The organism is Amycolatopsis sp. NBRC 101858, assembly GCF_030269325.1.
Lineage (GTDB): Bacteria > Actinomycetota > Actinomycetes > Mycobacteriales > Pseudonocardiaceae > Amycolatopsis > Amycolatopsis ponsaeliensis.
In genome coordinates this window covers 519,924-532,279 of record NZ_BSTD01000008.1, presented here as the reverse complement: position 1 = coordinate 532,279, position 12,356 = coordinate 519,924, and the positions used below count along the sequence as shown (strand labels likewise).

Genomic DNA, 12,356 nt, shown 5'->3' with positions numbered 1-12,356 from the left:
TTCAAATTCGAAGCAAGTGATGCCGGTCACGACTCCTTCGAATTCGAAGCAGTAGACTGGCCGCATGCCTGATCCCTCGCTCGACCCGGCGCAGCTCGGCGCGTACTTCGACCTCGTCGAGGTGACCAGCCTGCTCCGGCACGCGGTCGAGCAGCAGCTGCGCGAGGCCGGCGAGCTCAGCTACGTGCAGTTCCAGCTCCTGGCCCGGCTCGGCGACTCGCCGACGGGCAGCCACCGCATGACCGACCTGGCCGACGGCGTCGTCTACAGCCGCAGCGGCCTGACCTACCAGGCAGGCCTGCTCGAGAAGGCGGGCCTGGTCGTGCGCGCCCCGGCTCCGGACGACGAGCGGAGCGTCACCATCACCATCACCGACGCCGGGCGCGCGCTGCTCGCGAAGGTGCTGCCGGGTCACATCGAGGTGGTCAGCGGCCTGCTGTTCGAGCCGCTCTCACGCGCGGACGTCGAAACCCTCGCCGGCCTGCTGGCGCCGGTGCGCGACCACATGCGTTCGACGCCGCCTCGCTCGGCCGCGCCTCGCCGCCGCAAGGGCGGAGCTTGAGCGTTGGTGATCCGCATGAGGCCCAGGATCGCGGCCACCGGCCCGCTCAGCCTGGGCCGGCTTGGCCCACCCTGACGACGGACGGCCGCCCGGAAGCGCCGACGAGCTCACCGAGCCGTGCCGCGTCGGCCGAGCCCGGAGCCGCGGTGAGGACCACCGCCATCAAGTCGTCACCCGGGACGTCGAGCAGGGTGCCGTCGAGCGTGATTTCGCCCCCCTCGGGATGGCGGAACACAGCCCGGTTCTCGTAGCCGCCGACCGTCCTCGGCGTGCGCCACAGGGTGTCGAACGGCCGGCTCGTGCTCCGCAGCTCGTCGACGAGTCCGGCGAGCGACGCGTCGGCCGGGTAGCGGACGCAGGTGCCGCGCAACCGGGCGACGAGCATCGCCTGGAACCCGGCCGCGCGCTCGTCGGTCCGGCTGATCCCGCCGAGTGCGCTCCGGAAGGTGCGCCAGGCGACGTTCCAGTCCCGGGCGTGCCCGGTGGGCGCCCCGCATTTCAGCGCCAGCCAGGCACCGTTGACGGCGACGACGTTCCAGGCCGCATCGGTCAGGAACACGGGAGTGGCACCAAAGCGGTCCAGCAGCCGCATCGCCCCCACCCCGGCCGCACGCGGAACCTGCCCGTCCACGGCGGCGTACCCGGCCAGCGCACAGAGCCGTTCGTAGTCGGCCCGGCCGACCTGCAAGGCCCGGGCGATGGCACTCACAACCCCGGCCGAGGGGTGACTGCGTCCCTGCTCCAGCCGCCGCACGTAGTCCGCGGACACCCCGGCGAGGTCGGCGAGCTCTTCCCGCCGCAACCCGCGAACCCGCCGGACCCCACGAGCAGGCAGCCCCACCGAGGCGGGGTCGGTGTTCTCGCGCAACCAGCGCACCGCAGCCCCGAGATCACGCAACGCCATGCCGCGAGTGTGCCCCAGCGTCCCGGCTCTGCCCTACGGTGATCACCGTGGAGAACGACGGCGAATCCCGCGACACCGAGCCGAGGACGGTCGCTTACCGCGTCCTGTCGATCCGGATGATCTGGTACGCGTCCGCCGTGATCGTCGTGCTGGGCGTCGCGGTCGCGGTCTGGTTGCTGACCGCTTTCGGCCACGGCGACGCGCAGGAGCGGAATCAGCTCGAGGCGATCAAGACCGCGGGCACGATCGTGGTCGGGACGGGTGGCGCGGCGGCCCTGCTGCTCGCCGCGCGTCGTCAGCGAAGCACCGAAATCGGCCTGAAGCAGAAGGATCTGGACCAGGCCGCGGCGGCTCGCACGCACGCACTCCAGGAGCAGATGGCCGAGGACACCCGGCTGGACGCGGCGGAGCGGAGGCTCACCGAGCTCTACAGCACGGCAGTCGACCAGCTGGGCTCGGAGCGGCTGGCGGTGCAGCTCGGCGGGCTCTACGCGTTGGAACGCCTCGGCCAGAACAGCCCGGGCCAGCGGCAGACGATCGTCAACGTGCTCTGCGCCTACCTGCGCATGTTCACCGACGCGGCCGCCGACGTCGTCGACAGCCGCGAAAACCACATCGGGCAGCAGGGGCGCGTCCGGCAGGCCGTCGGCGAGGTCCTGGCGGCGCACCTGCGCCCCGAGGCGCCGGACCACCGGTTCTGGCCGGACACCGACCTCGACCTCGCGGGCGCGAGCCTGCTCGGCTTCGACCTGAGCGGCTGCCGGGTGCGGTCGGCCGGATTCCGATCGGCGACCTTCGTGGGCAAGGCATCCTTCGGCGGCACGACGTTCACCGACGCGGCCGCCTTCGCCTCGGCGAAGTTCACCGCGGAAGCGGACTTCACCGGAGCCAGGTTCGAGAGCCGCGCGGTTTTCACGGCGGCAAGCTTCCGCGGCGACGCAGTGTTCACGTCGGCGCTCTTCGACGACGGCCTGGAGTTCGCCGACGCGGTGTTCCTGAGGAGCTCTCACTTCGACTCGGCACTACCGCCGGAGCTGGCACGGCAGTTGACCGCACTGCCGACCCACGTTCCCTACAGCGAGGTCGCGACTTCGGAGCGGGACTCCGTGCCACTCGGCGTCGGCATCGACGGAACACCGGTTTGCTGGCGGCATGACGTCGATCCGCACTTCGTGGCGTTCATGGGCCCGGAGTCAGGCAAGACGACACTGCTGCGGACCATCATCACCGGCATCGTCGAGCGCCACACACCGGCGGAGGCGCTGATCATGCTGGTCGACTACCGCCGCACCTCGCTCGGCTACGTGCCTGCGGACCACCTGCTGGCCTACGCGGTCTCCCCGCCCCAGCTCGGATCCATGCTCGAAGACGTCCGCGAATCGATGCGGCGACGGCTTCCCGGACCTGAGGTCACGCAGGAGCAGCTGAAGAACCGCAGCTGGTGGTCAGGGCCCGACTTGTACGTGATCGTGGACGACGCCGACCTGGTTTCCGTGGGCGACGACGACCCGCTCGAGCCGCTGCGCGAGTTCCTCCCGCAGGCGAAGGACGTCGGCCTGCACCTGGTACTCGCCCGCCGCACGGAACATGCGGGCGAAGCACTCGGGCAAGGGGTACTGAAAAAGCTCGCCGACCTCGCAACGCCGGGCGTAGTCGGCGACGGCGACTTCCTCGAGGGACCGCTGCTGGGCGGAGTCTGGCCGTCGGCGCTGATGCCGGGCCGCGTGACGTCGGTCAAGCGCGCCGGCCAGGAACTGATTCAGCTCGCGTGGTCGGGCCCCGAACCTCTCGAAGCCTTACCCAGCAACGAATCCGGCGACTCTAAACCGGTCAGCGGCTGAGCCACGGAGCGAGCAGCTTCTCCAGATCAGCATCCGACAGCGCCCGCGGCCCACCGTGGAACTCGTGCCAGCGCGAAGCATCCCGCGCCGCGTTGTACTCCACCTCGTACGCGCGCATCAGCACGTACATGAACGTCACCGAGCTGAACCGCTCACCCAGCAACGTCCGCGCCTCACGCGCAACCTCCGTCGCACCCGCGAAATCCGTCAGCTTCAACGATTCCGCAGCCGGGTCCAGCAGGCTGGGGGCATACATCACGACAAACACTCCAACATAGAAACGAAAACTCAGCCTTCGGCCGCGAGCTGGCCACAAGCCGCCGCGATCTCCTGGCCGCGCGTGTCACGCACCGTGCACGCTACTCCGCCCGCGTTCACCAGCCGCACGAACTCCCGCTCCACCGGCTTCGGCGACGCATCCCACTTCGAACCCGGCGTCGGGTTCAACGGGATCACGTTCACGTGCACCAGCTGACCCAAGTGCTTGCGCAGCCGCTTCGCCAGCAGCTCCGCCCGCCACGGCTGGTCGTTGATGTCCCGGATCAACGCGTACTCAATGGACACCCGCCGCCCGGAAGTGTCGGCGTAGTACCGCGCCGCCGACAGCACCTCGTCCACCGACCAGCGCTCGTTCACCGGCACCAGCGTGTCCCGCAGCTCGTCGTCCGGCGTGTGCAGCGACACCGCGAGACGAACCTGCATCTTCTCGTCCGCCAGCTTGCGGATCGCCGGCGCCAGACCCACCGTCGACACCGTCACCGACCGCTGCCCGATCCCCAGCCCACCCGGCGCGGGATCCGTGATCCGCCGCACCGCGGCCACCACACGCTTGTAGTTGGCCAGGGGCTCGCCCATGCCCATGAAGACGATGTTCGACAGCCGCCCGGGCCCGCCCGGCATCGCGCCGTCGCGCATGACCGCCGCCGCTGAACGGACCTGGTCCACGATCTCGGCCGTCGACAGGTTGCGGTCCAACCCGCCCTGGCCCGTCGCGCAGAACGGGCACGCCATGCCGCAGCCCGCCTGGCTCGAAATGCACAGTGTCGCGCGGTCCGGGTAACGCATCAGGACGCTCTCCAGGAGCGTGCCGTCGTGCGCGCGCCACAGCGTCTTGCGCGTCGCGCCGTTGTCCGCCGCCAGCGCGCGGACCTCGGTCAGCAGCGTCGGCATCAAGTCGGCGACCAACTTGGCGCGGGAAGCTGCCGGGATGTCCGTCATCTCCGCCGGGTCCACCGTCAGGCGCGAGAAGTAGTGGTTCGACAGCTGCTTCGCGCGGAACGGCTTCTCCCCCAGCTCGGCGACGGCGGCGGCGCGCTCGGCCACCGTGAGGTCGGCGAGGTGGCGCGGCGGCAGGCCGCGCTTGGGGGCGTCGAAAACGAGCGGGAGGGCAGTCATAACCGAACCAGTGTCCCACGCGCCCCGAGCCGCCGCCCGGGGCGCCCTGGCCTGGTGTACGCCAGGTCACCCACGGCCCGGGACCGGCGGACGGCACCGTGCTGGCTAGATTGTCGACCGCCCGGTGAAACCGGCCGGGGCACTCGCGAGTCCAAGGTCGGACGAAAGAGGTGAACCCGTGCGGAGCCGTTTCATCCTGGCCGTCGCGGTGGTGCTGGGCGCCACCGCCTGCAGCAGCACCACCGGCGGTCAGGCGCAGCCCGTCCCGACCGTGACCAAGGTCGCCGGGCCGCAGGTCGTGGTCTCGACCATGCACGTCACCCTGCCCGCGGGCGCGAAGTACACGGACAAGGGCCAGGACGGCCTGCTCGACGGCTGCGTCGGCGAAGGCAGCGCTGTCTGCCACGCACGGCTGCTGGACCTGCGCGAAGCGACTTCGGACCCCAACGCGCCCATCAACCTGCCCAGCGCGAAGCGGCCCTTCGGCTGGTACACCGGCACGGACGTCCCGACGTGCATCACCGCCACCTCACCGCCCGGGGACGCCGCCGTCGCGACCGGCAGCGACCTGCTCGACTCCGGTTTCCAGCCGATCGGCCCGAAGAAGGCCGAGTACGGCAAGTGGCAGGTCACCTGCCAGGACGCGAAGCAGAACAACCAGGTCCGGATGTGGTGGCTGCCGACGAGCAAGATCCTCGTGGTCGAGTACGGCGCCTCCGCCGACTGGGACGAGAAGATGGACGCGATGCTCGCCGCGGCGACGTTCAGCTGACGACGTCGAGCGCCGCCCGGATGATCGCGTCCGTGTCGATGCCGTGGTGGCGGTAGACGTCCTCCAGCGACCCGGACTGGCCGAAGCCCGTGACGCCCAGCGCGACCGACGGCACCCGGTTGACCCCGGCCAGGAACGCCAGCGTGTGCGGGTGCCCGTCGAGCACGGTGACCAGCGGCTTCGCCCGCGAAGCCGGGAACGCCTGGTCGAGGATCCACGACTCGCCGCCGCCCCGGCCCGACCGCGCCTGCAGCGCCTCGAACAGCAGGCCCGGGCTGGTCACGCAGACGACGTCGGCCTCGACGCCCACCTGGGCCAGCCGCTCGGCGGCCGCGAGGGTGTCCGGCACCAGCGCGCCCATCGCCGCCAGCGTGACCGCCGGGGACGCCGCGCGGCGCAGCAGGTACGCGCCCGCGACGACCTGACGGCGGCGCCGTTCGCGCGCCGCCGGATCCGTCGGCACGCCGGCCAGGGTCTGGTCGACCGGCCGCGTCGAGAGCCGGAAGTACGACGACGTGCCGCCCGGCTTGCCGAGCCGGCCGAGCGCCGCCAGCAGCGTCCACTCGGTGTCGATCGCGAACGCGGGCTCGTAGCTGACGCAGCCGGGCTGTTCGATGCCGATCGACGGCGTGGTGATCGACTGGTGCGCGCCGCCTTCCGGGGCGAGCGTGACACCCGACGGCGTGCCGATCAGGATCGACTGCCCGCCCGCGTAGATGCCGAACGACCACGGCTCCAGCGCGCGCTCGACGAACGGGTCGTACATGACGCCGATCGGCAGCAGCGGCTCGCCCCAGCGGCTCCAGGTCGCGCCCAGCTCGCCCAGCAGGCCGACCAGGTTCGTCTCGGCGATGCCCAGCTCGACGTGCTGGCCGGTGGGCTTCTCGCGCCAGTGCATGATCGTTTCGGGGTCGTCGTCGAACCAGTCGCGGCGCTCGGTCGCGGACCAGACGCCGACCTTGTTGACCCAGCCGCCGAGGTTGGTCGTCGAGCTGACGTCGGGGCTGACCGTCACGACCCGCTTCGCCGCTTCGGGCGCTTCGCGCGTCAGGTCGAGCAGCACGCGGCCCAACGCGGCCTGCGTCGTCGCGGTCCCGGACGGCGTCCGCCCGATGTCGACCGGCAGCTCCAGCGAAGGCGCCGAAGGGATGTCAGGACGGCGAAGGCGCGAAGCAACGTCAGCGCACAACGCAGCTTCAGGCGAGCCCGATGCGAAGCCCTGCCACGGCGAAGCGAGATCCGTGCCCGAAGCCGAAGCCAGCTCTTCCATCTGCGCGACGGTCAGCAGCGACGAGTGGTTCTGCGGGTGCCCCTGCGTCGGCAGGCCGCGGCCCTTGACCGTGTAGGCGAAGATCACCGTCGGGCGGCTGTCCGAAATGGACGCGAAGACCTCGTCCAGCGAGCCGAGGTCGTGGCCGCCGAGGTTGCGGATCGCGGCCAGCAGCGTCGCGTCGTCCAGCGAGGCGACCAGCGAAGCCAGCGCGGCGTTGTCCGCCGGCAGCCGGTCGCGCAGCTGGGCCGCGTCGCAGCGCAGGAGCCGCTGGTACTCGGGGTTCGGCATCGCGTCGATCCGCGCCCGCAGCTCGGCGCCGCCGGGCCGGGTGAACAGCTCCTCCAGCAGCCGCCCGTACTTCAGCGTCAGCACCTGCCAGCCGGCCGCGTCGAACATGCCCTGCAGCCGCCCGGCCGCGATGTTCGGCACGACGCGGTCGAGCGACTGGCGGTTGAGGTCGACGATCCAGACGATCTCGCCCAGCTCCGCGACGCCCGGGTCGAGGATGGCTTCCCAGATCGCGCCTTCGTCCAGCTCGGCGTCGCCGACCAGCGAGTACTGGCGCCCGGTGCCGGCGGACGAGCCCCGCGTCGTCAGGTAGCGGCGGGCCAGCGCGCCCCAGATCGGGGCCGTCGCGCCGATGCCGACCGAGCCGGTCGAGTAGTCCACCGGGTCGGGGTCCTTGGCGCGGCTCGGGTAGCTCTGCAGCCCGCCGAACTCGCGCAGCGTCGGCAGGTAGGCCTCGTCCAGCTCGCCGAGCAGGTAGTTGATCGCGTGGAGCACCGGCGACGCGTGCGGCTTCACCGAGACGCGGTCCTCGGGGCGCAGGTGCCGGAACCACAGCGACGTCATGATCGAGACCAGCGACGCGCACGACGCCTGGTGCCCGCCGACCTTGAGCCCGGACGGGTTGGGCCGGACGCGGTTGGCCTGGTGCACGATCGCGGTGGCGAGCCACAGCACCCGCCGTTCGATCGCGGCGAGCTCGTCCGAGCCGGTCGCCGGAGCCGCCGGGGAGGCCTGAGTCATCGTCGACACCTTTCGTGCAGGAAGCGCCCCCAAGGACACCACTGGTGGACGCAACGCACAACCGAGGCCACCGGAAGTGCGCAGAATGCCCACCGGCGAGGGACGGCTCAGGTCTCCGGGTACGCAGAATGCACGCGCTCGAGCAGGGGCGTCAGGCGATACGGGACGAGCTCGCGCATGACGAGCGAGATGTTGGTCCGCTCGACCCCGGGCGAGGCCAGGATGCGCCCGGCGATCCGGTAGAGATCGTCCGCGTCGACGGCCACGACCTGCACCATCAGGTCGCTCGCCCCGGTCAGCCCGCACACCTCGGTCACCTCGGGGATCACGGCCAGCGCGTCGGCGATCTCGGCGAGGCGCCGCTGGTCCACCTGCGCGTTGACGAACGCCCGCAGCGGGTAGCCCAGCCGCGCCGGGTCGATGCGGCGTTCGAACGACCCGAGGACGCCGCGCTGCTCCAGCCGCGCGAGCCGGGCCTGCACCGTGTTGCGGGACAGGCCCAGCCGCTCGGCCAGCGCGACCGCCGTGGACCGGGGGTCCTCCCCCAGCGCCTGGAGCAGGCGCGCGTCGATCTCGTCGATGGTTTCCGGCACGCGCCGATCTTCTCAGCCCAAGTACTTCTTCAGGTCGTCGAGGACCTTCATCGCCCCGATCGGGCCGAGCCCGAGGAACCACACCGAGTCGTCGACCGGGATGGCGTGCTTCGCCTTCACCGCGCTCAACCCGGCCCACAGCCCGCTGCTCGTGACGGCCTTCTCGTCCGCGCTCGGGCCGGCGCCGAGGCTGGAGTAGAAGATCCAGTCGCCGTCGGCCTCGTCGATGCGCTCCTTGGAGATCTGCGCCGCGAGCTCGTCGATGTTCTGGTTGGCGGGGCGCGCCAGGCCGGTGTCCTTGAGGATGACGCCGATGAACGACAGGTTCCCGTAGAGCCGGATGCCGGTGGAGTGGAAGCGGAGCAGCGAGATCTTCGGCGCGCCCTTGACCGCGGCCTTCACCTCGTTCGCGCGCTTCTGGTAGTCGTTCAGCAGCCCGGTCGCCTGCGTCTCCGCGCCCAGCGAAGCGCCGATCAGGAGCAGGTTCTCCTTCCACGGGAACCCGGGCCGGATGCTGAACACCGTCGGCGCGATCTTCGACAGCTGCGGGTAGAGGTCGTTCGCCCGCAGCTTGCTGCCCAGGATGAGGTCCGGGTTCAGCGCCGCGATCGCCTCGAGGTTGAGGTTGCTGATCCCGCCGACCGCGGGTATCCCCTTCGCGCGATCGGCGAGGTAGGCCGGCACGTCGTTCTGCCCGGAGTTGGTGGCCATGCCGACCGGGGTGATGCCGAGCGCGAGGACGTCGTCGAGCTCGCCGCTGTCGAGCACGACGACCCGTGACGGCTTCTTGTCCAGCTTCGTCTTGCCCAGCGCGTGGGTGACGGTCCGCGGGAAGACGCCCGGGCCGACGTCCGCGCCGAGCTTCGCGGTTTCGGTGTCGGCGGTGGAGAACAGCCGGCCACCGGTGGCGACGTCCTGGTCGCCGACGCCGGACGTGCTCGGCTTCTCCGGCTGGCCGCAGGCGGCCAGCAGCGTGCCGGCCGCGAGCACCGCGGCCAGGCGAGTCCACTTAGGACGCATCGAGGGTTCCTTCTTCTCGGGGAGTGGCCCGCCGCCTGCCGATCGGGACGACCAGGGGCGTGGCGGAAACCGGGTCGGGGATGACCTGGCAGGGCATGCCGAAGACGTCGGCGACGAGTTCGGCGGTGAGAATGTCGGCCGGCGCGCCCTCGGCGGCGATCCGGCCGTCCTTCATCGCGATCAGGTGATCGCCGTAGCGGGCGGCCAGGTTGAGGTCGTGCAGGACGATGACGACGGTGCGGCCGTCCTCGGCGTTCAGCTCGGCGAGCAGGTCGAGGACCTCGACCTGGTGGGCGATGTCGAGGAACGTCGTGGGCTCGTCGAGCAGCAGCAACCGCGTCCGCTGCGCCAGGGCCATGGCGATCCAGACGCGCTGGCGCTGCCCACCGGACAGCTCGTCGACCGGCCGGCCGGCCAGCTCGACGGTGTCGGTCGCGAGCATCGCCTTCGCGACGGCGTCGTCGTCTTCGTCGCTCCAGCGGCGGAACATCCCCTGGTGCGGGTAACGGCCGCGGCCGACGAGGTCGGCGACGGTGATGCCCTCGGGCGCGGTCGGCGACTGCGGCAGCAGCCCGAGCACGGTCGCGACGTCCTTGCTGCGCCACGTCGTGATGCCCTTGCCGTCGAGGTAGACCGCGCCCGCGGTCGGCGTGAGCAGCCGCGCGAGCCCGCGCAGGAGCGTCGACTTCCCGCAGGCGTTGGTCCCGACGATCATCGTCACGCGCCCCTCGGGGATGTGGACGGACAGGTCCTTGACCACGCGCAGCGGCCCGTAGCCGAGTTCGAGGTTCTCGGTGTGCAGTGTCACGGCGTTCCTCTCACACTCGCCCGGCACGGTTCGCCGTCGCGAGCAGCCACAGCAGGTAGGGCGCGCCGACGGCGCCGGTGACGACGCCGACCGGAAGCTGCCCGCCCAGCAGGTGCTGGGCCGCGAAGTCGCCCAGCAGCACCACGAGCGCCCCGGTCAGCGCGGCCGGGACGAGCCCGGCGCGGGCGCCGCCGACGAGCCGGGTCGCGATCGGGTTGGCCACGAAGGCGACGAACGAGATCGGGCCGGCCGCCGCGGTCGCGAACGCGGCGAGCGCGACCGCGACGACCAGCAGCGCCAGGCGGCTGCGTTCGACGTGCAGGCCGAGCCCGGCCGCGGTTTCGTCGCCGAGCTGCAGCCCGGTCAGCGCCCGGCTGAGCAGCAGCGCCGCGGGCACGAGCACGACGAGTGCGGCAGCGAGGGGACCGGCGTGGTCCCAGGTCCGCGCGTTGAGGTTGCCGGTGAGCCAGATGAGAGCCTGCTGGGCGAGCGTCACGTCGGCCCAGGTCATCAGGTACGAGACGACGCTGGTGAGCATCGCGCCGATGCCGACGCCGACGAGCACCAGCCGGTAGCCGTGCACGCCGCCGCGGCGGGACAGGACGTAGATCGCGGCGCCGGTGAGCAGCGCGCCGGCCAGGGCCGCGGCGGAGACGACCGGGCCGGCGGCGCCGAAGAGGACGATCGCGACGACCGCGGCGGCACTCGCACCCTGCGTCACGCCGATGACGTCCGGGCTGGCCAGCGGGTTGCGCAGCAGCCGCTGGAAGAGCGCCCCGGCCGTCCCGAAGGCGACGCCGACGAGCAGGCCGGTGACCGCCCGGGGCAGCCGCAGTTCGGTCACCACGTAGGCCGCGCGGCCGACGCCGTCGCCGAAGAGCAGGCCGGGGAGGTCGCCGATCGGCACCGGGAAGTCGCCGACAGCCAGCGAAGCCCCGAAGACGACGACGATCGCGAGGAAGAGCAGCAGCGACACCGAACGCGCGCGGACCGCACCGCGGCGGCGCGCGGCGACGACCGCCTCGACGGCGTTCACACCGTCACGACCTTCCGGCGGCGCACCAGGAACACGAACACCGGCGCGCCCAGCAACGCCGTGATGATCCCGACCTGGACCTCGGCCGGGCGCGCGACCACGCGGCCGACGACGTCGGAAACCAGCAGGAGCAGCGGGGCGAGGAGCGCCGAGTACGGCAGCAGCCAGCGGTGGTCGGGCCCGGTGACCAGCCTCGCGACGTGCGGCACCGTCAGCCCGACGAACGCGATCGGCCCGGCGATCGCCGTCGCCGAGCCGCAGAGGACTATCACGGCGAGCGCGCACACGAGCCGCGCTGCCGGCACGTTCTGGCCGAGCGAGCGGGCGACGTCCTCGCCGAGCGCGAGCGCGTTGAGCATCCGCGCGGCGACCAGCGCGAGCACCACGCCCACCGCGATGAAGGGCACGGCCTGGGTGATCGTCGTGGCGTCCCGGCCCGCCAGCGAGCCGACCTGCCAGAACCGGTATTGGTCGAACGTCGTCGCGTCGGTCAGCAGCAGCCCGCTGGTCACCGAGGCCAGCGCGGCGGAGACCGCGGCCCCGGCCAGCGCGAGCTTCACCGGTGTCGCCCCGGCCCGGCCGAGCGAGCCGATGCCGTAGACGACGGCCCCCGCGGCCGCGGCGCCGGCGAAGCCGAACCAGACGTACCCGCCGACGCTCGCGATGCCGAAGGTGCCGATGCCGAGGACGACGAAGAGAGCAGCGCCCGCGTTGACGCCGAGCAGTCCCGGGTCGGCCAGCGGGTTGCGCGTGGCGCCTTGGATGACGGCGCCGGACAGGCCGAGCGCGACGCCCGCGAGCACGCCGGCGAGCGTGCGCGGGAGCCGGAGCTCGCGGACCACGAGGTGGTCGGGGTTGCCCGGCTGGAAGCGGAAGAGCGCGTCCAGCACGGTGCCCGGGCTCAGGCCGCGGGTGCCGACGGCGACGCTGAGCAGCACCGCGGCGGCGACGGCCGCGGCGAGGACCAGCAGCCCGGCGGTCAGCCGGAGCGATCGGGTGCGCACTGGTCGTTACCTTTGCTAACAGGTGTTTAGGCTTGCCTAATCTAAGGCCCAGCACTTGAAGGCTCAAGCTCCGTGAGCGGCATCACCGGGACGAGGTTGCCATCCGACTGTTTCCGATA

12 protein-coding genes are annotated in these 12,356 nt (G+C 71.7%); 3 read left to right on the top strand and 9 right to left on the bottom strand.

Annotated elements, in window-relative coordinates; genetic code table 11:
- Positions 1 to 64 precede the first annotated feature (64 nt).
- Positions 65 to 562: a MarR family winged helix-turn-helix transcriptional regulator gene (locus QSK39_RS49645; protein ID WP_285484822.1), complete on the top strand. Its 498-nt coding sequence runs from the start codon at positions 65 to 67 to the stop codon at positions 560 to 562.
- Between the two features lie 46 nt (positions 563 to 608).
- Here QSK39_RS49645 and QSK39_RS49640 read toward each other — a convergent pair whose 3' ends face one another.
- Positions 609 to 1,466: a helix-turn-helix domain-containing protein gene (locus QSK39_RS49640; protein WP_285484821.1), complete on the bottom strand. Its 858-nt coding sequence runs from the start codon at positions 1,464 to 1,466 to the stop codon at positions 609 to 611.
- Between the two features lie 47 nt (positions 1,467 to 1,513).
- On the opposite strand from QSK39_RS49640, the gene QSK39_RS49635 reads away from it, so the two are divergent.
- The gene (locus QSK39_RS49635; RefSeq protein ID WP_285484820.1) at positions 1,514 to 3,307 is read left to right on the top strand and encodes an FtsK/SpoIIIE domain-containing protein; all 1,794 of its coding nucleotides are present in this window, start codon (positions 1,514 to 1,516) and stop codon (positions 3,305 to 3,307) included.
- On the opposite strand, the gene QSK39_RS49630 is transcribed toward QSK39_RS49635, so the two are convergent.
- On the bottom strand, positions 3,297 to 3,563 hold the full coding sequence (locus QSK39_RS49630) for a hypothetical protein (protein WP_285484819.1): 267 nt from the start codon (positions 3,561 to 3,563) through the stop codon (positions 3,297 to 3,299). The two genes, QSK39_RS49635 and QSK39_RS49630, sit on opposite strands and share 11 nt — an antisense overlap.
- 32 nt (positions 3,564 to 3,595) lie before the next feature.
- Positions 3,596 to 4,702 carry a dual-specificity RNA methyltransferase RlmN gene (rlmN, locus tag QSK39_RS49625; protein ID WP_285484818.1) on the bottom strand — a complete coding sequence of 369 codons (1,107 nt, stop codon included), beginning with the start codon at positions 4,700 to 4,702 and terminating at the stop codon, positions 3,596 to 3,598.
- Positions 4,703 to 4,880: 178 nt separating this feature from the next.
- Between rlmN and QSK39_RS49620 the strand changes: the two genes are divergently transcribed.
- Positions 4,881 to 5,474, top strand: coding sequence for a hypothetical protein (locus QSK39_RS49620; RefSeq protein ID WP_285484817.1), 594 nt, complete (start codon positions 4,881 to 4,883; stop codon positions 5,472 to 5,474).
- On the opposite strand, the gene QSK39_RS49615 is transcribed toward QSK39_RS49620, so the two are convergent.
- From QSK39_RS49615 to QSK39_RS49590, 6 genes are all read right to left on the bottom strand, one after another.
- The gene (locus tag QSK39_RS49615) at positions 5,467 to 7,776 is read right to left on the bottom strand and encodes a transketolase-like TK C-terminal-containing protein (protein WP_285484816.1); all 2,310 of its coding nucleotides are present in this window, start codon (positions 7,774 to 7,776) and stop codon (positions 5,467 to 5,469) included. The two genes, QSK39_RS49620 and QSK39_RS49615, sit on opposite strands and share 8 nt — an antisense overlap.
- 107 nt (positions 7,777 to 7,883) lie before the next feature.
- Positions 7,884 to 8,369: an Lrp/AsnC family transcriptional regulator gene (locus QSK39_RS49610; protein ID WP_285484815.1), complete on the bottom strand. Its 486-nt coding sequence runs from the start codon at positions 8,367 to 8,369 to the stop codon at positions 7,884 to 7,886.
- A gap of 12 nt (positions 8,370 to 8,381) precedes the next feature.
- Positions 8,382 to 9,389, bottom strand: coding sequence for an ABC transporter substrate-binding protein (locus QSK39_RS49605; RefSeq protein WP_285484814.1), 1,008 nt, complete (start codon positions 9,387 to 9,389; stop codon positions 8,382 to 8,384).
- Complete coding sequence (locus QSK39_RS49600) at positions 9,379 to 10,197, bottom strand: ABC transporter ATP-binding protein (RefSeq protein WP_285484813.1); 819 nt, start codon at positions 10,195 to 10,197, stop codon at positions 9,379 to 9,381. Before QSK39_RS49600 ends, QSK39_RS49605 begins: the two co-directional genes overlap by 11 nt.
- A 10-nt stretch (positions 10,198 to 10,207) precedes the next feature.
- A complete protein-coding gene (locus QSK39_RS49595; protein WP_285484812.1) occupies positions 10,208 to 11,233 on the bottom strand; it encodes a FecCD family ABC transporter permease in 1,026 nt (341 codons plus the stop codon).
- Entirely contained in the window at positions 11,230 to 12,237 is a 1,008-nt protein-coding gene (locus QSK39_RS49590; protein ID WP_285484811.1) for a FecCD family ABC transporter permease, read from the bottom strand. Before QSK39_RS49590 ends, QSK39_RS49595 begins: the two co-directional genes overlap by 4 nt.
- Positions 12,238 to 12,356: the final 119 nt, after the last annotated feature.